Annotated in this window: 17 protein-coding genes; 8 read left to right on the plus strand and 9 right to left on the minus strand. The window is 65.8% G+C overall.

The annotated features are described in order from the left end of the window. Positions 1–68: 68 nt before the first annotated feature. Positions 69–1,628 carry a threonine ammonia-lyase, biosynthetic gene (ilvA, locus tag AC3FKH_RS00725; protein WP_488672108.1) on the plus strand — a complete coding sequence of 520 codons (1,560 nt, stop codon included), beginning with the start codon at positions 69–71 and terminating at the stop codon, positions 1,626–1,628. Next, complete coding sequence (gene queF, locus AC3FKH_RS00730) at positions 1,625–2,458, plus strand: NADPH-dependent 7-cyano-7-deazaguanine reductase QueF (RefSeq protein WP_488672109.1); 834 nt, start codon at positions 1,625–1,627, stop codon at positions 2,456–2,458. The genes ilvA and queF overlap by 4 nt, the downstream gene beginning before the upstream one ends. 558 nt (positions 2,459–3,016) lie before the next feature. Here queF and AC3FKH_RS00735 read toward each other — a convergent pair. Next, positions 3,017–4,390, minus strand: coding sequence for a carbohydrate porin (locus AC3FKH_RS00735; RefSeq protein WP_488672111.1), 1,374 nt, complete (start codon positions 4,388–4,390; stop codon positions 3,017–3,019). A 214-nt stretch (positions 4,391–4,604) separates the two neighbouring features. Between AC3FKH_RS00735 and AC3FKH_RS00740 the strand changes: the two genes are divergently transcribed. The 5 genes from AC3FKH_RS00740 to AC3FKH_RS00760 are packed head-to-tail and all read left to right on the plus strand — an operon-like array spanning position 4,605 to position 10,007. Continuing rightward, a complete protein-coding gene (locus AC3FKH_RS00740; protein ID WP_488672113.1) occupies positions 4,605–5,303 on the plus strand; it encodes a TetR/AcrR family transcriptional regulator in 699 nt (232 codons plus the stop codon). A gap of 28 nt (positions 5,304–5,331) precedes the next feature. Continuing rightward, positions 5,332–6,321, plus strand: coding sequence for an HlyD family secretion protein (locus tag AC3FKH_RS00745; RefSeq protein WP_488672115.1), 990 nt, complete (start codon positions 5,332–5,334; stop codon positions 6,319–6,321). Next, the gene (locus AC3FKH_RS00750) at positions 6,318–7,346 is read left to right on the plus strand and encodes an ABC transporter ATP-binding protein (RefSeq protein ID WP_488672117.1); all 1,029 of its coding nucleotides are present in this window, start codon (positions 6,318–6,320) and stop codon (positions 7,344–7,346) included. The genes AC3FKH_RS00745 and AC3FKH_RS00750 overlap by 4 nt, the downstream gene beginning before the upstream one ends. Next, the gene (locus tag AC3FKH_RS00755) at positions 7,343–8,491 is read left to right on the plus strand and encodes an ABC transporter permease (RefSeq protein ID WP_488672119.1); all 1,149 of its coding nucleotides are present in this window, start codon (positions 7,343–7,345) and stop codon (positions 8,489–8,491) included. Before AC3FKH_RS00750 ends, AC3FKH_RS00755 begins: the two co-directional genes overlap by 4 nt. A gap of 13 nt (positions 8,492–8,504) precedes the next feature. Then, positions 8,505–10,007 (plus strand): efflux transporter outer membrane subunit, encoded by a 1,503-nt coding sequence (locus AC3FKH_RS00760; protein ID WP_488672121.1) that lies wholly within the window; start codon positions 8,505–8,507, stop codon positions 10,005–10,007. A gap of 13 nt (positions 10,008–10,020) precedes the next feature. Here the strand turns inward: AC3FKH_RS00760 and AC3FKH_RS00765 are convergent, their stop codons facing one another. From AC3FKH_RS00765 to AC3FKH_RS00800, 8 genes are all read right to left on the minus strand, one after another. Continuing rightward, positions 10,021–11,232 (minus strand): pyridoxal phosphate-dependent aminotransferase, encoded by a 1,212-nt coding sequence (locus tag AC3FKH_RS00765; RefSeq protein WP_488672122.1) that lies wholly within the window; start codon positions 11,230–11,232, stop codon positions 10,021–10,023. 446 nt (positions 11,233–11,678) lie between these two features. Then, entirely contained in the window at positions 11,679–14,948 is a 3,270-nt protein-coding gene (locus AC3FKH_RS00770; RefSeq protein ID WP_488672124.1) for a pilus assembly protein, read from the minus strand. An 80-nt stretch (positions 14,949–15,028) separates the two neighbouring features. Then, a complete protein-coding gene (locus tag AC3FKH_RS00775) occupies positions 15,029–15,574 on the minus strand; it encodes a pilus assembly PilX N-terminal domain-containing protein (protein ID WP_488672126.1) in 546 nt (181 codons plus the stop codon). Next, positions 15,575–16,618 (minus strand): PilW family protein, encoded by a 1,044-nt coding sequence (locus AC3FKH_RS00780; RefSeq protein WP_488672128.1) that lies wholly within the window; start codon positions 16,616–16,618, stop codon positions 15,575–15,577. Beyond that, positions 16,615–17,214 carry a type IV pilus modification protein PilV gene (gene pilV, locus AC3FKH_RS00785; protein WP_488672130.1) on the minus strand — a complete coding sequence of 200 codons (600 nt, stop codon included), beginning with the start codon at positions 17,212–17,214 and terminating at the stop codon, positions 16,615–16,617. Before pilV ends, AC3FKH_RS00780 begins: the two co-directional genes overlap by 4 nt. Then, positions 17,211–17,744 carry a GspH/FimT family pseudopilin gene (locus tag AC3FKH_RS00790; protein WP_488672132.1) on the minus strand — a complete coding sequence of 178 codons (534 nt, stop codon included), beginning with the start codon at positions 17,742–17,744 and terminating at the stop codon, positions 17,211–17,213. The genes pilV and AC3FKH_RS00790 overlap by 4 nt, the downstream gene beginning before the upstream one ends. A 2-nt stretch (positions 17,745–17,746) precedes the next feature. Then, positions 17,747–18,292, minus strand: a complete 546-nt coding sequence (locus tag AC3FKH_RS00795; protein ID WP_488672134.1) for a type IV pilin protein — start codon at positions 18,290–18,292, stop codon at positions 17,747–17,749. A 167-nt stretch (positions 18,293–18,459) separates the two neighbouring features. After that, positions 18,460–19,785, minus strand: a complete 1,326-nt coding sequence (locus AC3FKH_RS00800; protein WP_488672136.1) for an aspartate aminotransferase family protein — start codon at positions 19,783–19,785, stop codon at positions 18,460–18,462. 312 nt (positions 19,786–20,097) lie between these two features. Between AC3FKH_RS00800 and AC3FKH_RS00805 the strand changes: the two genes are divergently transcribed. Continuing rightward, a complete protein-coding gene (locus tag AC3FKH_RS00805; RefSeq protein WP_488672137.1) occupies positions 20,098–20,991 on the plus strand; it encodes a MurR/RpiR family transcriptional regulator in 894 nt (297 codons plus the stop codon).

Here is a 20,991-nt window from a genome sequence, read left to right on the forward strand (position 1 = left end):
GCGCCCCATTTTTGCCCTTCCCAGCGCCGTTCCGTCGCGCCGCCAGGGCTCTTCGCCAACCCGCAGACATGAACCGCAAGCCCGCCTCCTCCAAACCCGACTATCTCAGGAAGATCCTGACCGCCAAGGTCTATGACGTGGCGCAGGAGACCGAGCTGACGTTCGCGCACAACCTGTCTGCGCGCACCGGCAACTCGGTGTGGTTCAAGCGGGAGGACACCCAGCCCGTGTTCTCGTTCAAGCTGCGCGGCGCGTACAACAAGATGGCGTCGCTCACGCAGGAAGAGATCAAGCGCGGCGTAATCGCGGCGTCGGCCGGCAACCATGCGCAGGGCGTGGCCCTGTCGGCCGCGCGCCTGCAGTGCAAGGCCATCATCGCCATGCCGGTCACCACGCCGCAGGTGAAGATCGATGCCGTGCGCGAGCGCGGCGGCAAGTGGGTGGAAATCGTGCTGCACGGCGAATCGTACAGCGACGCCTACAACCACGCTGCGGAGCTTGAAAAGAAGCACAAGCTGACCTTCATCCATCCGTTCGACGATCCTGAAGTCATTGCCGGCCAGGGCACCATCGCCATGGAAATCCTGCGCCAGCATCCGGGCCCGATCCACGCGATCTTCGTTGCCATCGGCGGCGGCGGGCTGATCTCGGGCATCGCCTCGTATATCAAGGCCGTGCGCCCGGAGATCAAGGTGATCGGCGTGCAGACCGTCGATTCCGATGCGATGAAGCGCTCGGTCGAAGCCGGCAAGCGCATCGAACTCAAGGATGTGGGCCTGTTTTCCGACGGCACCGCGGTCAAGCTGGTCGGCAAGGAGACCTTCCGCATCACGCGCGAACTGGTCGACGAGATCGTGCTGGTGGACACCGATGCGATCTGCGCGGGCCTGAAGGACGTATTCCAGGACACGCGCAGCATCCTGGAGCCTGCCGGCGCGTTGGCCGTGGCTGGCCTCAAGCTGTACGCCGAGCGCGAAAAGCTCAAGGGCCAGCACCTGGTCGCGATCGCTTGCGGCGCCAACATGAACTTCGACCGCCTGCGCTTCGTCGCCGAGCGCGCGGAAGTGGGCGAGGCACGCGAGGGCGTCTTCGCCGTCACCATCCCCGAAGAGCGCGGCAGCTTCAAGCGCTTCTGCGAACTGGTGGGCACGCGCAGCGTGACCGAGTTCAACTACCGCATCGCCGACAAGCGCATGGCGCACATCTTCGTCGGCGTGCAGATTGCCAGCCGCGCCGAAAACGACAAGATCGCCGCGAACTTCCGTCGCCACGGCTTCGACACGCTCGACCTGTCCAACGACGAGCTGGCCAAGCAGCACATCCGCTACATGGTCGGCGGCATCTCGCCGCTGGCGCATGACGAACTGCTCTATCGCTTCGAGTTCCCCGAGCGGCCGGGCGCGCTGATGAAGTTCCTGTCGAGCATGAGCCCGAACTGGAATATCAGCTTGTTCCACTACCGCAACCAGGGCGGCGATACGTCGAACATCCTGGTCGGTATCCAGGTGCCCAAGAACGAAAAGCGCGCATTCCGTGCATTCCTTTCGACGCTGGGTTACGTACACTGGGACGAGACCGAGAACCCGGTCTACAAGCTGTTCCTCTCCGACCGCGCAGAACAAGCATGAGCCTTCCCGAACACTCGCCGCTGGGCAAGCCCTCGGCCTACAAGACCGAATACGATCCGACGCTGCTGTTCCCGATTCCGCGCCAGCCCAAGCGCACCGAGATCGGCCTGCCCGAAGGCAAGCCCGTGCCGTTCTTCGGCGTGGATATCTGGAATGCGTACGAGGTGTCGTGGCTGAACATGAAGGGCAAGCCGCAGGTGGCGCTGGCCACGTTCATCATTCCCGCTGGCACGCCCAATATCATCGAGTCCAAGTCGTTCAAGCTGTACCTGAACTCGTTCAACCAGAGCAAGATCGCGTCGCCCGAAGCGTTGCAGCAACTGCTGCACCATGACCTGTCGGAAGCGACGGGCGGGACGGTGCAGGTGCGGCTGGTGACCGAGGCCGACCTGGGCAAGCAGAAGATGGGCGAGCTCGATGGCTTGCTGCTGGACCGGCTCGACATTGAAGTCGACCGCTATGAGCCGGCGCCGGATTTGCTGCACGCGGACCAGACCGAATCGCCGGTGGAAGAGACGCTGGTGTCGCACCTGCTGAAGTCCAACTGCCTGGTGACCGGGCAGCCCGACTGGGGCAGCGTGCAGATCCGCTATGTCGGCGCGCCGATCAATCAGGAAGGACTGCTGAAGTACCTGATCTCGTTCCGCAACCACAACGAGTTCCACGAGCAGTGCGTGGAGAGGATCTTTATGGATGTGATGAGGGAGTGCAAGCCGGTGAAGCTCGCCGTCTATGCGCGATATACGCGGCGCGGGGGGCTCGATATTAATCCGTTTCGGACTAACTTTAATACGGCTTGGCCGGATAACTTTAGGAATGCCCGGCAGTAAGGGGATGGGTTGGTGGTTGGTTGTCGTGCTTGGCAGGCGCGGCTGTTTCGCAGGCGCAGCCTGCGAGTCACTTTTTGTCCGAGCGACAAAAAGTAACCAAAAAACGCGTTTACTTGTCCTAACGGACGAATATTGATCGTAGCGTGCGAAGAATTTCGTACGGGGACTCGCTTCAGAGTCTGCCCGGCTGCCTGCCGCGGGGAGCGCATCCGCATGCAGGCTCCCCATCAATGATTGAACGAGCCCCGAAACTGTCCGTGGCCCGACACTGCCCACCATATCGCATCATCGCCTTCGGCTGCTACGCGGCTCACAAGTCGGACAACGCGACGACATCAACGGCGCAGATGCTGGTGCTTCCGCTTCTTCCTTCCCTCGGTTTTTACTGAGCGAGCGCAGCGCAGCCGAAGGCGTCCTACCGGGAGCCACCAAGTAATCCGGGTTCGCTCATCTGAGGTGTCTATCCTGATCATCTACGCGGCAGGCAGCGCAGCTATGCCGGCGAAACAGCCGCGCCTGCCAAGAACGAATACCCAATCATTCACGCCAAGTCACACCTCAAAACTCGGCATGAAACCGAACCCCATAAAACTTGGCCGGCCCGCGATCCGCGTTATATCCCGGATTCCTGACATACTGAAAATCCGGGCTAATGCTCAAGTATTTGAACGGCTGAAAGCTGTAATAGATTTCAAAGACCTGCTCGGGCGCGTAGTTCAGCGCCCCATCCCCCAGGAAGGCCCCTTGCCCACCTGCGGCAAGATAAGAGCGATGGTTTGCACCCAGCATGTTCACGGCAAATGCCATCCCGACGGCATCGCGTGCCCGGCCCCATGAACTGCCATTGAGCACGCCGCCGAACGACACTTCCCGTCCGATCTCGGTGAAGGCATAGGTCTCGGTCTTGTCGTCCGACATGCTGGCGCGGAAGAACACCCCAAGCGAATCATTGACCTGTTGCAGCATCGTCAGGCCGACGCCCACCTTGGCATGCTCCTGCCGCACGTCGGCCAGGTCAGGCGTGACATGGTTGGCCTGCCCGAACTGGATCGCGTCATTGAACGCCCCCATGCGCGCCTTGTTGCGGAAGAACAGCAACCGCGCCGTGCCGGGCCGCCCGTACACGGAGTAGCGCCTTTCGACTTCCAGTACATCGCCGTAGTGCTCGAACATCCGCGTGTCGAGCTCCAGCCCGTTCGATTCCAGCGGTTGCAGGAACCGGCCGATGCGCGCGGACCAGTCGTCGCCAATGTATTCGAGCGCTACGCCCCAGTTGTAGCCGCGCGCGTCGGCGGCGTAGTCGAACGCGCCATGCGTGAGGAACGACCAGTTCATGAACTGGGTGCGCGGATCGGAGCCGTAGTCGTTCTGGTCGAACACGTCCAGCACGCCAAAGTTGCCGGCGGTCAGCACCACGCGGCGCTTGTCCACCGTGCGCGCAAACTGGTTGAAGTCCGCGTCGAGCTTCTCGGTCTCCCCCCCAAGCCCCCAGGTCTGCCGGATGAAGGCGCGCGCGCGGTAGACAACGGGATTGGTGCTCGCGCCCTTGGCAAGTTCCCCATTGGAGAGCCCGGCCATGCCATGCAACTGCGAAAACGGCACACCCTGCGCGACTTCGGGATTGAGGTGAAATTCCGCGCCCTGCCACAGGCGCAAACCGAGATCGAGCGTACTCGTGAACGAGTAGCTCTTGGCGCGATCCGTGGTCAGGCTGTTCGGACCCGAGTAGGCGGCATTGAACGCCGGCTTGCGTTGCCAAACATAGGTGGCCTGGCCGTGGAAGGCGAACGGGCTTTCAGCCGCGGCGTCCGTGTCGGCTGCGAGCGCAGCGTCTTGCGACAGAGCCGGCGCACAAGCCCCCGCCGACAGCATGGCGGCAAGGCAGCGGGCAAGTATCTGGCTCGGCAATGCAGCCGGGAATCGAAAACGCATGGGCGGGAGTTGTTCTGATTCGGACCCTGGAACCAGACTATGGGCGGGTCGAAGAATAGCCAAGGCGATATGACGTGTCTACCGCCCTTGCTGCAACGCAGCATTCTGCCATGAACGCACAGGTGACTGACCATCAACGTTGTAACAAGCCTTGAATTAATTAACTCAAAAATTAATATCAAACGGCTTCCCTCGCCATTAGCGATTCCAGCCGATGCCACCACCAGCCGCCCGGAAGACCGCAAAGCCTCGTGCCGAACGCCGGGGGCCTGGCCGCCCGGCGGCCGGGAATCCTGGCCAGCGCGACCAGTTGCTCGACGCCGCTACCGAGCTGTTCGCACGCCACGGCGTCGCCGGCACGCCGATCCGCGCGATTGCCGAGCATGCGGGCGTGACACCGGCGCTGGTGCACTACTACTTCCGCGACCGCGACCAGCTGCTCGATGCCATCGTCGACGAACGCCTGCAGCAACTCGTCGACGCGATCTTTGCGCCCGCGGCGGACCCCGAAGACCCGGTGGCCATGCTGGTCGGCATTGCCGGCCGGATGATCCGCGTGGCCGCCGCCACGCCATGGTTTCCCGGGCTATGGATTCATGAAGTGGCCGGCGCCGACGGCCTGCTGCGCGAACGCGTGCTGAACCGCTTCGCGCTGCAACGCGCAGGCGCATTGAGCGCGCCGCTGGCCGCGGCGATCGCCGGTGGCAAGCTCAATCCGGACCTGGAGCCGGCACTGGTGATGCCGTCGCTGATCGGACTGACGCTGCTGCCGCTGGCCACCTCGCATATCTGGCAGCGGCTGCCGGGCGCGGAGCATGTCGATACCGAGACGCTGGTCCGCCATGTCAGCACGCTGCTGACCCAAGGCCTCGCACCCACTGCCAAGGCGCCGTCCGACGGCGCCAACGACTGACCGCCCCCACGCCATGCCCCGAGCTGCCATGCAAGCCTCCTCCCCGACCGCCAGCCACGCCACCACACGTCGAACCTTGCGCACCCTGGCCCTGCTGCTACCGCTCGCGATCACGGCATGCAGCCAGGACAAGTCCGCAACGTGGCAGGGCTATGTCGAAGGCGAATTCGTCAGCGTCGCGTCGCCGTTCGCGGGCCGCCTGGACAGCCTTGCGGTCAAGCGCGGCCAGCAGGTGGACAAGGGCACGGCGCTGTTCGTGCTGGAATCCGACGATGAACGCGCCGCGCGCCAGCAGGCAGCCGAGCAGGTGCGCGCCGCCGAGGCGCAACTGGCCGACATGAAGACCGGCAAGCGCCCGGTCGAGGTCGACGTCAGCCGCGCCCAGCTCGCGCAGGCGCAAGCCACGGCGCAACGCAGCGCCGCGCAGTTCAGGCGCGACCAGCGGCAGTACGACATCGGCGGCATCTCGCAAGCGCAGCTGGAAGAATCACGCGCCACCGCGGCCAGCGACGCCGCGCGCGTGCGCGAACTGCAGCGCGATATCGACGTCGCGCGCCTGCCGGGCCGCGACGCCCAGCAAGCCGCACAGGCCGCGCAGGTCGAAGCCGCGCGCGCGGCGCTGGCCCAGGCCGAATGGAAGCTCTCGCGCAAGGCGGTATCGGCCACGCAGGCCGGGCTGGTCTATGACACGCCCTATCGCCTTGGCGAATGGATCCCCGCGGGCAGCCCCGTCGTGCGCATGCTGCCGCCCGGCAACGTCAAGGTGCGCTTCTACGTGCCCGAGACCGTGGTCGGGGCGCTGCGCAACGGCCAGTCGGTGCAGGTGCATTGCGATGGCTGCCCGGCCCCGGTGGCCGCCACCATCAGCTATGTCTCGAACGAAGCCGAGTACACCCCGCCGGTGATCTACAGCAACGAGACGCGCCGCAAGCTCGTGTTCCTGATCGAAGCGCGCCCCACCGAGGCTGACGCGCCTAAACTGCGGCCCGGCCAGCCCGTGGAGGTACAACAGCCATGAGCAGCACGCCTGGCGCAAACGGCACCCATCACACGAATGGGGCGAATGGCGCGAATGGCGCAAACGGCGGCCTGGCCATCGACGTGCGCGGCCTCAACAAGCACTACGGCGACAAGCATGTCGTCAACGATCTCACCATGCAGGTCGCGCGCGGCGAGATCTTCGGCTTCCTGGGCCCGAACGGCAGCGGCAAGACCACGTCGATCCGCATGATGTGCGGCCTGCTCACGCCCGACTCGGGACAAGGCACCTGCCTCGGCTTCGACATCCTGCGCGAGACCGACGAGATCAAGCGCCGCGTCGGCTACATGACGCAAAAATTTTCCTACTGGGACGACCTGTCGATCCGCGAGAACCTGGACTTCGTCGCACGCGTCTATGGCATGGCCAACCGGCGCGAGGCGGTTGACCACGCGCTCGAAGGCCTGGGCCTGGCCACGCGCTCCGCGCAGCTTGCCGGCTCGCTGTCGGGCGGCTGGAAGCAACGGCTCGCGCTCGCAGCCTGTCTGCTGCATGCGCCCGAGTTGCTGCTGCTCGACGAGCCGACGGCCGGCGTGGACCCGAAGGCCCGCCGCGATTTCTGGGAGCAGCTGCACCTGCTGGCCGCGCGCGGCATCTCGGTGCTGGTCAGCACGCACTACATGGACGAGGCTGAGCGCTGCCACAAGCTCGCTTATATCGCCTACGGCAAGCTGCTTGCGCAAGGCACCGCCGAAGAAGTCGTCGCCAGCCAGAAGCTCGCGACCTGGAGCGTCGAGGGCGACGACCTGGCCCAGCTCTCCGAGCAGCTGCGCGGTGCGCCGGGCGTGGAGCAGACCGTGGTCTTCGGCACCGCGCTGCACGTGACCGGCCGCGACGGCGCACTGCTCGGCGAGACCCTGCGGCGCATGGCCGGCCCCGGCCGGCGCGTCGCGGAAACCCAGACCAGCCTGGAAGATGTCTTCATCCACATGATGAGCCGCGCCGAAGACAACATGGGCGCGAACACCGAGGCGGGCCGCAAGGCGCGCAAGGACCAGCCATGACACGCAACGGTCGATTCGCCTTCTCGTTCGAGCGCTGGTGGAGCATCGTGCTCAAGGAGTTCCTGCAGCTGCGGCGCGACCGCGTCACGTTCGGCATGATCGTGGGGCTGCCGATCATGCAGCTGCTGCTGTTCGGCTTTGCCATCAACACCGACCCGCGTCACCTGCCGACCGCCGTGATTTCCGCCGACCAGAGCGAATTCACGCGATCGTTCATCGCCGGCATGGAGAACTCCACCTACTTCAAGATGGTGGGCGCGCTGCCCGATGAAGACGCCGGGCGCGAGGCGCTGATGAAGGGCAGCGTGCAGTTCGTGGTCAGCATCCCGCCCGATTTCACGCGCAAGCTGCTGCGCGGCGAACGGCCCGCGCTGCTGGTCCAAGCCGATGCCACCGACCCGTCCGCCACCAGCGCAGCGCTTGCCGCGCTCGCGCAGTTGCCGTTCAGCGTGGCGCGCACCGACCTGAAGGGATCGCTCGCGCCGCTGGCCGGCGGCAAGGCGCCCTTCGACGTGCAGGTGCAGCGGCTCTACAACCCCGAAGGCATCACGCAGTACAACATCATCCCGGGGCTGATGGGCGTGATCCTGACCATGACCATGGTGATGATGACGGGCCTGGCCATGACACGCGAACGCGAGCGCGGCACCATGGAGAACCTGCTCGCCACGCCCGTGAAGCCGATCGAGGTGATGACCGGCAAGATCGTCCCGTACATCTTCATTGGCCTGATCCAGTCCACCATCGTGCTGATCGCCGCGCGCTGGGTGTTCCAGGTGCCATTCTTCGGCTCCGTGCTGGTGTTGTACATGGCGGCGCTGCTGTTCATCGCGGCCAACCTGACCGTGGGCATCACGCTGTCGTCGCTGGCGCAGAACCAGCTGCAGGCCATGCAGCTCACGTTCTTCTACTTCCTGCCCAATATCCTGCTGTCCGGCTTCATGTTCCCCTTCGCGGGCATGCCGGGCTGGGCGCAGGCGATCGGCAACATCCTGCCGATGACATACTTCCACCGCATCATCCGCGGCATCCTGCTCAAGGGCAACGGCTGGACCGAGCTATGGCCCAATGTGTGGCCGATGGCGCTGTTCATCGTGGTGGTGATGACGATTGCGGTGCGCTTCTACCGCCGCACGCTCGACTGACGGAGCCAACGCGATGCGTTCACCTGTTCCGCTTCTTGCCTGCCTTCTGCTCGCGGCGTGCGCGGTCGGGCCCGATTTCCGCACGCCGGTGCCGCCCGCTGACACCGGCTATGTGGCCGGCCCGCAGCCGCAGGCCACTGTTGCCGCCGACATGCCGGGCAATTTGCCGCACGGCCACTCGCAGTCATTCGCTGCCGGCACCGATGTGCCCGCGCAATGGTGGGCGCTGTTCCGCAGCCCTGCGCTCGATGCGACCATCCGCGCCGCGCTCGACGGCAGCCCCACGCTGGCGCAGGCGCAGGCGAAGCTGCGCGAGGCACAAGAGAACCTGACGGCGCGCACCGGCGCCACGCGCTGGCCGACGGTGGACGCGAACCTCAACACCACGCGCCAGCAGGTCAATTTCCAATCGCTCGGCATCACGGCGATCCCGAGTCCCGGGCCGTTCACGCTGTACGGCGCGACGGTGCAGGTCTCATACGTGCTGGACCTGTTCGGCGGCCAGCGGCGCGAGCTGGAAGGCCTGCAGGCCGCCGTGGATTACCAGCGCTACGAGTTCGAGGCCGCGCGCCTGGCGCTCGCCGCCAACGTCGCCACCGCCGCGATTCGCGAAGCGGGCCTGCGCGCGCAGCTGGCCGAGACCGTGGCGATTGCCGAGGCGCAGCAGCGCGAGGTAGCGATTGCCGAGGACCGGCTGCGCACCGGCGGCATCGCGCGCGTCGACGTGCAGCGCCAGCGCGCCGAATACGCGCAGACACAGGCACTGATCCCGGGGCTCGCGCAGCAGATCGAAGCCACGCGCCACCAGCTTGCGGTCTACACGGGCCAGACCCCCGCCGCGGCGCAGTTGCCCGAGTTCAGGCTGGAGGACCTGCAGCTGCCCGATACGCTGCCGGTCAGCCTGCCCTCCACGCTCGCGCGCCGCCGCCCGGATATCCGCGCGGCCGAGGCGCTGCTGCACCAGGCCTCGGCCAATATCGGCGTGGCCACGGCCAATCTCTACCCGCAGATCACGCTCAGCGCCAGCGGCGGCTGGCAATCCACCACGGCGCGCAACGTGTTCGACAGTTTCAATGTCTGGAGCCTGGCCGCAGGACTGGTGCAGCCCGTGTTCCACGGTGGCGAACTGCTGGCGCGCAAGCGTGCATCCGAAGCCGCCTATGAGCAGTCGCTGGCGGCCTATCGCCAGGCCGTGCTGCAGGGCCTGCAGAACGTGGCCGATTCACTGCGCGCGCTGGAAGCCGACGCTGTCACGCTGCGCGCGCGCGCCGACAATGCGCGCGAGGCGCGCGCCACGCTGGCCATCGTCTCGGAGCAATACCGGTTGGGCGGCGTCAGCCAGCTCACGCTGCTAGATGCGGAGCGCCAGTCGCGGCAGGCCTCGCTGGACCTGGCGCAGGCGACTGCAAGCCGGCTTGCGGATTCCGCCGCGTTGCTTCAGGCGCTGGGTGGTGGCTGGTGGGAGGAAGAAGCGCAGGCCAGCGCCGCCGCTGCGGCGGCGCCGGTCATGCAATAAGGGCTTGGCTCGCTCAGCGCCCGAGGAACCCGCGCAGCCGCCGCACGCCCTCGTCGAGCCGGGCCGGATCACAGGCATAGCACCAGCGCACGAAGCCCTCGCCTTCGTCGCCAAACGCACTGCCCGGTGCCAGGCCCAGTCCTGCCTCGCGCACGAGCTGCTTGCACAGGGCCAGGCTGTCAGCGGCGCCGGCCAGGCGGAAGAACACGTACATCGCGCCATCGGGCGCCTGTGCATCCACGCCCGGCAAGGCGGAGAGCGCGCCGACCAGATGGTCGCGCGCATTGCGCAGCCGCTGCACCAGGTCGCGCGTGAAGGGCTCGCCGTCGCGCACCGCCGCCACGCCGGCCTCCTGCACGAACGATGGCGCGCACGAGGTGTTGTACTCGATCAGCTTGCCGAGATCGTCGATCATCGATGATGGCAGCACCATCCAGCCAAGCCGCCAGCCGGTCATGAGCCAGGCCTTGGAGAATGAATTGACGCAGATGACGCGTTCCTCGCGCGAGGCAATATCCAGGAACGACGGCGCGGTGCGGCTCTCGCCGCCGCCGGGCTCGTCGCCGTAGTACAGGCGTTCGTAGACCTCGTCGGCGATGATCCAGATGCCATGCCGGCGGCAGTGGTCCAGCACGGTACGCTGTGCCGCGCGCGACATCACCCAGCCGGTCGGGTTGTTGGGCGAGTTGACCATCAGCGCGCGCGTGCCGGGCGTCAGCGCGGCCAGCAGCTTGTCGACGTCGAGCGTCCAGCCGTGCGCGCCATAGTCGAGCGAGACGGTCTCGACCGAGGCGCCGAGGATCTTGGGAATCTCCACAAGGTTGGGCCACAGCGGCGTCACCGCCACGACGCGGTCGCCAGGGCCGGCGACCAGTTGCGCGGCCAGCATCAGGCCATTGACGCCTGCGCTCGTCACGGCCACGTTGTCGATGCCCGTCGCGCCATGCAGCGCGCCGACATAGTCGGCCAGCGCACTGCGCAGCGGCGCGATGCCGAGATTGTGGGTATAGAACGTGGCGCCACCACCCAGTGCGCGCGCAGCCGCATCGCGGACGAAGGCCGGCGTGGCCTGGTCGGATTCGCCGAACCAGAATGGCAGCACGTCAGGCAGGCCGATGCCGGCATTGGCGACTTCGCGGATGCGTGAGGCGCGCAGGTGGCGGACGGTGGGGCGGGCGACGGGGGCGGACTGGTCGGACGTGTGGCGGCTTGGGCTGGCGGGCATGGGCATTCCTGCGGTGGGCAAGTGATGCCAAGCGTAGCGCAAAGCCGCCAGCGATGCCGGGTATCGGCGCGGCGGCTTCAGGGGAACCGCGTTACCTTGAAGGACTGTACATGCCCGGCCCGCGCGCGCCGTCTTCCTGGGCCGCGCCGGATGGCCTCAGCTTCAGGCCAAAGCCGCTTTGTGCCCGGTCGTCACGGTTGGGACGCAGGGAATACTGGTCGGATCGGGTCGGTCGTGGCGCCTGAACGGCGGAGGCCGCCGCAGGCGCACTCGCGCTCGCTCCCCCTCCCCCGGCCGAACGGGCAGGGGACGTCACAGCCAGCAACACCAGGACCGAAATCAGGGATTTGAGGAACACGAGAAACGCCAATGTCTTGCAGCGACGACGAAGCCCGTATTGTGACAGGGGCCCGAAGACGTCGCCAGCGACGCCTTCGGGCCCGACCTTATTGGTCGATCTGCGAGTACCAGTAGAGCCGCTTGCGCTTGCCCACACCCGTGGGCACGACCTTCTGTCCGCCCAGCGGCGACGTATTGTTGCCACCCCCAGGGCCCGTCTGGTTGCCACCGCCGATCAGGACGCCGACATTGCTCGTCACACCGGAGCCGTCGGTGACCGAGACAATGCCGAACACCGGAGAAGGCGGCAGGCCGCCGCCGTCGAAGGTGACGTAGCGGTTGGCGTTCTGGCCCAGCCCGGTCAGGAACGACACGGAATATCCGCGGGCAATGCCCAGGTCCGGATAGCACGCGCCCGGCGTGGGCACCGAGGGCGTATTGGTGCCGAAGTACGTATAGCCCGACACCGTCAGCGGTGCGTTCACGATCTTCTCGCCCCGGCCCAGCGTGATGTAGAAGCCCTTGCCACTGGTCGTGTCCACATACTGCGTGGCGGTCGCATTGAACAGGATCGCTTCCGTCAACGGCGTCCATGTCGCCGGCAAACCACCCGTGACAACCGTGTCCTTGATCACATAGAACCGGTTGACCACGTTGTAGGCCGTGCCCGCTGCCGTCGACGCTGAGTAGAGCGGATGCTCGCGGTCACCGGTGCCCATCGCGATGGCATCGTAGGTTCCGGTAGACACTACGTCGGGGGCGTAGAGGAACTTGCGCGCATCGTTGGTATTGGCCGCGCCGCCCAGCGCCGCCAGCATGCCCATGGTCCAGTTGGAGGTCGCCGAACCCTTGCTGGTCTCGAAATCGACGCGCCAGACATTGCCGCCGACATCGCCGACATAGGCTTTGTCGACATAGCCGTCGCCATTGCGATCGACGGCGGCCACGTCGGAAGGAATGGCGCGGCTCAGGCCTGTCGGGGTTGAGCAAACGCTGCTGCCCAGACCGCCGCAATTCGCCAGCCATGCCTGCACAACCGTGCCCTTGATGGCATCCAGCACCACCACACCGCGTCCGACCGTGTTCGACCCGGACGACGGGTCGCTGTCTTCGGCGGTGTCGTAGCCGGCGCCCATGACCAGTACCGGATTCGTGTTCCCTTTCACCAGCACCACGCGCGGCTGCGACCAGGTCTGGCCCAGTTCCGGAATCTGTGCATTCGTCACGGACCAGAGGTACTTCGGGTTGACCGGGTCGGTCACATCCATTGCGTACAGCAAGGAGCCGCCGCGCCGCGCGGTGATGTACAGGATCACGCGCGGATTCTTCGGATCGCGCATGTCCTGGTAGAGCGTCGTGGTGCCGTCAAAGAAGTAGTCGCGCGGCGTACCGTAGGTGGATCCGGGCAGCTTGATGGCGGGGAAATTGGTATAGATCCGGCCAAGCTTGCTATAGAACTCGGGGGGCACGAATCCCCACAGCTCGCCACCGGGCCGCACGCCGTTGATGCCGCTCGACTGGTTTCCGTTGATCGCGCGGAATACGCCGTCGTTGGAGCCGTAAAACACCACGATACCGGTGGAGCCGCCGTAGTTCACCACCACCGGACGCGAATGCAGCACATCGCCGTGGATCGACGGGCGCACCGTAACCAGGCCGCCAGGACCGACTTCGGCCTCCGGCCCTGCCACGATGGTCGTACTCGAGCCGCTCGAGCCCTTGCCATTGCCTGACGAACCCGATGCCGCCGAGAGGGCCGCATAAACGTCCGTTCCGCGCACCCAGTTGATCATGTTGTTGACGTCCGCGGCGGAGGACTTGAGTGCCGTCTGGCCGTTGGTGCCGATCAGCCAGCTGTTGCCGGTGTCGAACGAGGCCAGCGCCGTGCCAGCGGCGCATGCCCCGCTGGCGCAGGTCAGAAGACGGCGGCCGCTCTGGTCGGTCAGGTACTGTGCGCGCTGCATTTCGCCGGCGCCGCCCTTTTCAACGACTTCGCCGTCCGCCAGATCGAGCGCCTGCGAGTTGCCGGACGGACTGTTCACCCAGAAGCCGGTCGATGGCCAGTTTGTGATCCCGGTCTTGCCATAGCCTGAAGTGCTGAACGTGAGTGGCGGCTCGGCACTCCAGTAGCTCTTGGCGTTCGGCGAAATGAAGCCGGTGCCGGCGTTGCTGATGGCGCTCTGCTGGTTCGGGCCCGCGGGGCTCGAATCCAGCATCACGATCTGGTTGTTGGTGTCATAGCCGAGCTTGTACTGCTTCAGGTTGCCGATCCAGCGCGGTGCCGCCGTGGCATCCGGGCGGAACATGCCGATATAGACCTGGTTCAGGTAGGTGCCCTGGCTGTTCACGCTGACTGGCAGGCTGACCGAGGCGAACACGTTGTTGACCGCCTGCATTTCGCTGAAGATTTCCAGCAGGGCGTTGGTCATGGCATCGATGTCACCTTGCTTGACGACATATGACTTGCCGCCACCGTTGCTGGCCATGCTCTGGGTGAACGAAACATAGTCCGGGTTGTTGCCGTCGGTCACGGCGATCGTGTAGGTAATGACGTTCTGGTTGTTCGCCAGGCTCCCGTTCACGTCAGTCTGGTACATGAATCGGGCCCACTCGTCGCCCCAGTTGCTTTGGTACTTCGTATAGGGACCAGGGATCGTGATTTGCTTTTGCTGTGCCGTGCTTGCACCGGCCGCTGCCAGAATCGTGGCGTCCACCTTTCCGCCGTCTTGGGGCTTGCCATTGCCCATCGCATTGGCGATGTAGATGACAAAATTCCGCTGGCATGGATCGGTGATTGGCGATCTGTTGGCATAGCTCGTAGTCGACAGGCCGGTCTTGCCGGAAAAGAATGCCCATGCCTCCTGCATGGCGCCACCGACCTGGGAGTTGTTAGCCTTGTCGTTCAGGCGATCAATCGTCTTGAGATAGGCCAGGAAGTTGGCCGTTCCCGTGGCATCCATCAGCGGCAGCGCCGGAGCCGGCGGCGGGCTCGGCGGTGTCGCCGCCTGGAACCTGAACCGTCCGCCATCGCTCTTGGGGTCGAACATCATCAGCCCCATATTCATGTTGCCGGCCATGGCAGGATTCTGCGCCAGAGTCGACACAGCCGCGTGCAACGCACACTGTTCGGCGCCAACATTGCTGGTGGCATTGCCGGGCGCGACATAGCCGGGAGACTTGCAGTTGACCGTAACGTTCGCGTCCCAGGCCGCAGCGTTATCCAGGATGATCAGAACGTTGGGCTTGCCAGTCGTACTGGTCTGCAAGCCGGTGAACAGGTCGATGTCTTCGGCCAGTGCGCTGCGGACGCAGGCAAGGCTCAGCAAGGTGAGCGCGCATGCCGCATAGCGACGGAAACGAGGAGCCTGATTTGACATGCTGGATCCTGGGTCTTGGATGGTGGTCCCGGCGCGGGCGTCGGAGAAACGCGATCGCGCCAGTCGTTGCATTCGGTCCGTCAAGGGCATACCGCCGGTGCCGGCACGCGTACGCCGATGCCCTGGTGAACCGTCACGGCGGCATTGGTCACGCCGGCATCGTTCACCGTGGACGCGACATCCCATTGCGTCGATTCACACAGGGAACTCCCCGCGCCGCTGGTCGAACCGGTGATGATGCCGGTGTTCTGGCTGCCCGAACCGACGAAGCAGGAAACATCGTTGGGGTCGTTCAGGTTCAGTTGCGTGTTCTTGATCGGCAGGGCCGAGATACACGCCGGCGCGGCAACCTGGGCGGTGTAGTCAGCCTTGCCATCGGCGTTCACGTCGACGGACACTGCAGCGGCCGCGGATGCCGGGGCGGCCGTAAAGTCCTGGCTGATCACCTGCTCCACGGCCTGCTGCGCGGCATTGCGCGCCTCCACCGTATGCTGCTGGTTGGCGGCCACCTTGACATTGGTCAGGCCCGAATTGACGACAGCCAGCGTGATCAGCATGAACATCGCCAGGAAAATCAGCGTGACGATCAGCGTCACCCCGGACTGGCTGCGGCGAAAGAATTTCACTTATTGCTCCCGTGCGCCGGCCACATTGACCACCCGCGCAATCGCCGAGTACACGTGGCGCTTGTAGCGGTCATTGAAAGGCCCGCTTGCTGCCGCGCGGCCCAGGTCGTACGTGCGGTTGTCCACCTGGCCGTTCGACGCCTGGATGTTGCGCGCCAGCACGCTGGTCCGCAGCGTGGTGACATTGGACCAGTTGGTCAGGGCAACACTCCAGTCATAGCCAGGCACACTCGGGCAGGCCGCGGCATTGTTCACCCCCGGATCGTCGACGTAGCAATCCGCGGAGCCGTTGTTGTCGAGGTCCACGCCATACTGCACGTGCATGTCCTGGATGCCCTGCGCGAGCGACTGGGTCTGGAAGGCACCGTTGACAAGTTCGGCCATCTTCAGCGTTGGGATGCCGTCGCCGCCATTGGCGCACAGGTCGCACGCCGACAGGTAGAAGATGCGCACCATGGCCTGGCGCAACGGCGCGCGCACGGTCGGGTCGCAGGCCTTGGTGCGCATGGTGAAGGCGGCGGCACTGGCATCGAACACGAAGAGCGCGCCATCGTCAGGGCAGGAAGACACTTGTATATACGGCACCCCGACGGCTGCCGCGGCAGCTACCGACGTCGAAACACGGCGCATCACCACAATCTCGGAGGCTGGCGCGAGGTCCGCAATGCAGGGCACGGCGGTTCCGGGCGCGTACCCCATCACGGGGAGCGGAAACGTGACAGAAGGCGACGTGGAGAAGCCCAGCGCGGCGACCGAGGTTTCGCATGGTGCCGGTTGCGGTTGCGCCGGCGTGGCGCCCTTGGTAATGCCGCCCGTACCGAAAAAGCCCGCGAGCTCGACGTCACGACGGATCAGGTCCAGGGCATAGCGCCCGTTCTCGATCTGCTCGCTCGACTTGACCAGTTCGGACCGGTTGACGCTGTTGGCGTAGTAAAGGCCGGCCAGCGCCGTCAGCAGCAGCAGGCCCAGCGTAATGCCGATCATCAACTCGACCAGCGAGACGCCTTGCTGGCGCAGCAAGAGCCTGCGGCGCGCCCTGGTCATGACAACACTCCGATCCTGACTTGCGTGCTGACCGCGCGGCGATTCGCGTCATTGCCATACTGTCCCTGTCCGCAAGGCAAGGACGGCGCAACCGTCTGCGTAAAGCCTTGCCACGCGACCGTGACGCGATAGATCTGGTTGGCCACATCCACGTTCTCGATGCAGCCGCGCGCGCCGATCATGGCGCCGACGGCCTGCGCACCACTTGCACTGACCCGCGCTTCGGCGCTGCCAAGCAATGCCGTATTCCAGGCCGCCAGGTCGCTGGTGGCCATGGCCTGTTGCGCCGCCGTGCCCTGCGTGCAAGCCGCGGGGGCTACAGCGCCAGTGCCCAGGCTCATGCCGGTGGCGCCATTCGAATAGCAGGTGGCGATCTGCCGGTTGGCATTGATCCGCGTGGCCATGTCCTGCAGCAGGGCAAGCGCCTGGACGCGCTGGTAGGACTCCATCTCGGACTGGCTGGAGCGCGCGACCAGCCCCGCCGTTCCCATCAGGGCGACCAGCAGGATGACGAGCGCGACCAGGACTTCGATCAGCAGGAAGCCCCGCTGCCGGGCCTTGCGCGCGCTCGATGCCCGCGTGGGGAAACGCCTCATGAACAAGCTCCTGCGGACGATGCGACCCGGCCGGTCTGGCTGATCTGGACGCATACGGTTGAGGCGCTGGTGGCCCCGCTCGATGGCGCTACCTGGAAGGTCTGCGTGCCGCCGCCCGTGAGGCGGCCGTCGTTGCCCACGCTCAGCGTGTTGCCCGCGCTGGCGGCAATGGTGAGCCCGTTGTACGGGCCGAAGCTGCGCACGGTCTCGGCGCCGACCGCGACGATCCAGCCGCCGGTCCACGCGGCGCCGGTCGCCGCCATGCTGACGGTGGCATTGCGCTTGACGGCCTCGCTGCGCGCCAGCACCAGCGCAGACGACACGTCAAGCGCCGCGCCGCGGACGCGCTGCATCGCGATCATCGACTGAAACGAAGGCGCCGCCATGAACGCGACGATGCCCAGCACGGTGACGACGGCGATCAGCTCGACGAGCGTGAAGCCGCCACGCGCCGGGCGCTGGCGAGCCGCGCGGGAAATGAACGGATTGCACGAAGTGCGCGGCGCCACAGGCGAGACTCTGGCGGACATGGTCACTTCCAGCAGGTGGTGCCGCTGCCCGAGGCTGACTTGACGCCGGCATTGGTCAGCGTCAGCGTGCCGCAGGCCGTGTCAGCGCTCAACTGGGCGCCCTGAGGCGCCGCGTCGATGCGGTAACCAGGAGGGGGACCCGCGACGGGGGTGATCGTCACGGTGTACTTGGAAGCGACTTCGGGCGGCAGCGTGGTATACCCGAGCGTAGTCATGTTGGCCGCATAGGCGCGGTTGTCCAGCAGGAACCGCTCCTGTGCGCCGGAAATTTCAAGCATCAGCGCTGCCGCTGCAGCCCGGTTCGAGCGCACGACGTACTGCGTGTAGGAAGGAATTGCGATCGACGCCAGGATCCCGATGATCGCCACCGTGATCATCAGCTCGATCAGCGTAAACCCGCGTGTCGGCCTGGCGCGGCGCGAACGCGCGCGCGCATGCCGGCATGGCACGCCGGCAATCCCAGACCTGCTTACCCCAATGACCCGAAACGACAGCCCGAAACGCTTGACCCTGCTGTCGTGTCGCACTGCCGGGCTTCTATGTCCCATGCCGCGCTCCGATGCATATTATGTGCTGGATGACCTATTTCCAGCGCTATGGCGCGAAGTGTAAGCCACGCTTTTACACGGGTCAAAGAAATTACTATGTCGGGACCGCGGCGTTGCAGCGACAAGACAGATTGCGCAGGCAACCGCAACCCCACGATCGACTGGGGTTATGCCGGCAAGACAGCCGCGACCGCGCCGGTAAAGCGTTCGACGATATTGTCGATGTCCTTCGCCGTGCAGATGAACGGCGGTGCGAACAGCACGTGGTCGCCGTGTACGCCGTCGACGGTGCCGCCCATCGGATAGACCAGCAAGCCGTTCCTGACCGCCGCGGCCTTCAGCTTCGCGTGGGTCTTGAGCTGGGGGTCGAGCGTCGCCTTGCTGTCGCGATCGGCGACGAATTCCACGCCGACGAACAGGCCGCGCCCGCGGATGTCGCCCACGTTCGGGTGGTTGCCGAACACCTCGCGCAGGCGCGCGCGCAGTTGCTCGCCGCGCTCGCGCACATTGGCCAGCAGCTTGTCTTCGGCAATGGTGCGCTGGACGGCCAGCGCGGCGGCGCACGCCGTGGCATGGCCGATATAGGTGTGCCCGTGCTGGAAGAAGCCGCTGCCGCCGACGATGGTGTCGTAGATGCGGCGCGTGGAGATCATCGCGCCGATCGGCTGGTAGCCGCCGCCGAGGCCCTTGGCGATGGTGACGATGTCGGGCACCACGCCATCCTCCTCGCAAGCGAAGAGATAGCCGGTGCGGCCCATGCCGGACATGACCTCGTCCAGGATCAGCAGCACGCCGTACTTGTCGCACACGGCGCGGATGCGCTTCAGGTAGTCCGCCACCGGCGGCACGGCGCCGGCCGTGGCACCGACCACGGTCTCCGCGACAAAGGCCGCCACGTTCTCGGGCCCGAGCTCCAGGATCTTGGCCTCGAGTTCGTCGGCCAGCCGTTGCGCGTACTGGACATCGGTCTCGCCGGCCGCCTGGTCGCGATAGGCGTAGCAGGGCGACACATGATGGGCCGGCACCAGCAGCGGCAGAAACGGCTCGCGACGCCAGGCGTTGCCGCCGATGGCCAGCGCGCCGAGCGTGTTGCCGTGGTAACTCTGGCGCCGCGCAATGAAATGGCGGCGGCTGCCCTGCCCCAGCTCGACAAAGTACTGCCGGGCGAGCTTGAGCGCGGCCTCGACCGCCTCGGAACCGCCCGAGACGAAATAGACATGATCGAGGTCGCCGGGCGCGGCCTCCGCCAGCGTCTGCGCCAGCGTCTCGGACACCTCAGTGGTGAAGAACGAGGTATGGGCGTAGGCAATGGTGTCGAGCTGCGACTTGATTGCCGCGATCACGCGCGGATGGCCATGGCCCAGCGACGACACCGCCGCGCCGCCCGACGCGTCGAGGTAGCGCCGGCCTTCGCTGTCAACCAGCTCGATGCCGTGGCCGGCGACCGCGACCGGCAGGGCCTGGCGGGGATTGCGATGAAAGACGTGGGTCATGGCGATCGTTCCTGCAATGAGAAGAGGAATAGGCAACGGGAATCGGGCAGCGCGCCGCCGGCTTACAGCTTCCGGACCCGATGGTCGATATACAGCCAGCGCGGCAACGCGGTGCCCAAGTATAAGGAGAAGGCGCCGCGAATTGCAACATATGTTGCATAAATATAGTCACGGGAATCGGATGGATCACAGGGTCGGAAGCGCGCCGGGACGCCCGTCGTCGGCCAATGCGCAGGCCGCATCACACATCCGGGGGATGCCGTGCCGCGCCCGGCTGTGCAACAATCGTTACAACCTTGATCCGGAGCTTCAATGTCGTCCACCAGCATCACCCCGCCAGAAGACCTGGACGCCCTGGAAGCCCGGCTGCGCGCGAGCTATCCGACGCTGAGCGTGCAGTTCCAGAGTGGCGCGCGCTACCTGCTGGACCATCCCCAGGATGTGCCGGTGCTGTCGATGCGCAAGATCGCCGTCAGTGCGGGGGTGCAGCCGGCCACGCTGGTGCGGCTGTCGCAGCATCTGGGCTTCGAAGGCTGGCAGGGCCTGCGCGAACTGTTTGTCGACGCCCTGCGCGGCGGCGCGCAGCCCTACGCGCGCCGGGCCCGCCAGGTGGTGAAGGACGGCGGCACCAGCCGCATGCTCGGCGAGATGCTCGAAGCCCAGCACAACAATCTCGACCAGATCGGCGCCGGCAACGAGAAAGCCCTGCAGACCGCCGCGGAACTGCTGTCGGCCGCGGCCTGCGTGCATGTGGCGGGGTTCCGTTCATGCTTCCCGATCGCGTACACCTTCCACTACGTCTACCGGCTGTTCCGCAGCACCGTGCAACTGGTGCGCGGCGATGCGGGCAGCCTGGAGATGGAGCTGCGCGCCTTCGGCCCGCGCGACGCCGTGCTGGTGGTCAGCTTTGCGCCGTATTCGCAGGAGATCATCCGCGTGGCCAGCGCGGCGCGCGAGGCCGGCTGCAAGGTCGTGGCCCTGACCGACAGCTCGGTCGCCCCGATTGCGCTGGCCGCCGATTGCACGCTGCTGTTCTCGGTGGAAAGCCCGTCGTTCTTCCCGTCGATCACGGCCGGCATCGCCACGGTCGAAGCCCTGGTCGAGCAACTCCTTGCACGTAAAGGCAAGGGCGCCATCCGTGCGCTGGAACAGGCAGAAGGCGAACTGCACCGCGCCGGCGCCTACGTGCCGGCTGACCGCGGCTGA

The sequence above is a fragment of the Cupriavidus sp. 21MJTG02-4 genome (genome assembly GCF_057798975.1).

Bases quoted from the DNA above. Each gene is read 5' to 3' on its own strand.
- ilvA (WP_488672108.1), top strand. From the start codon at position 69: ATGAACCGCAAGCCCGCCTCCTCCAAACCCGACTATCTCAGGAAGATC.
- queF (WP_488672109.1), top strand. From the start codon at position 1,625: ATGAGCCTTCCCGAACACTCGCCGCTGGGCAAGCCCTCGGCCTACAAG.
- AC3FKH_RS00735 (WP_488672111.1), bottom strand. From the start codon at position 4,390: ATGCGTTTTCGATTCCCGGCTGCATTGCCGAGCCAGATACTTGCCCGC.
- AC3FKH_RS00740 (WP_488672113.1), top strand. From the start codon at position 4,605: ATGCCACCACCAGCCGCCCGGAAGACCGCAAAGCCTCGTGCCGAACGC.
- AC3FKH_RS00745 (WP_488672115.1), top strand. From the start codon at position 5,332: ATGCAAGCCTCCTCCCCGACCGCCAGCCACGCCACCACACGTCGAACC.
- AC3FKH_RS00750 (WP_488672117.1), top strand. From the start codon at position 6,318: ATGAGCAGCACGCCTGGCGCAAACGGCACCCATCACACGAATGGGGCG.
- AC3FKH_RS00755 (WP_488672119.1), top strand. From the start codon at position 7,343: ATGACACGCAACGGTCGATTCGCCTTCTCGTTCGAGCGCTGGTGGAGC.
- AC3FKH_RS00760 (WP_488672121.1), top strand. From the start codon at position 8,505: ATGCGTTCACCTGTTCCGCTTCTTGCCTGCCTTCTGCTCGCGGCGTGC.
- AC3FKH_RS00765 (WP_488672122.1), bottom strand. From the start codon at position 11,232: ATGCCCGCCAGCCCAAGCCGCCACACGTCCGACCAGTCCGCCCCCGTC.
- AC3FKH_RS00770 (WP_488672124.1), bottom strand. From the start codon at position 14,948: ATGTCAAATCAGGCTCCTCGTTTCCGTCGCTATGCGGCATGCGCGCTC.
- AC3FKH_RS00780 (WP_488672128.1), bottom strand. From the start codon at position 16,618: ATGACCAGGGCGCGCCGCAGGCTCTTGCTGCGCCAGCAAGGCGTCTCG.
- pilV (WP_488672130.1), bottom strand. From the start codon at position 17,214: ATGAGGCGTTTCCCCACGCGGGCATCGAGCGCGCGCAAGGCCCGGCAG.
- AC3FKH_RS00790 (WP_488672132.1), bottom strand. From the start codon at position 17,744: ATGTCCGCCAGAGTCTCGCCTGTGGCGCCGCGCACTTCGTGCAATCCG.
- AC3FKH_RS00795 (WP_488672134.1), bottom strand. From the start codon at position 18,292: ATGGGACATAGAAGCCCGGCAGTGCGACACGACAGCAGGGTCAAGCGT.
- AC3FKH_RS00800 (WP_488672136.1), bottom strand. From the start codon at position 19,785: ATGACCCACGTCTTTCATCGCAATCCCCGCCAGGCCCTGCCGGTCGCG.
- AC3FKH_RS00805 (WP_488672137.1), top strand. From the start codon at position 20,098: ATGTCGTCCACCAGCATCACCCCGCCAGAAGACCTGGACGCCCTGGAA.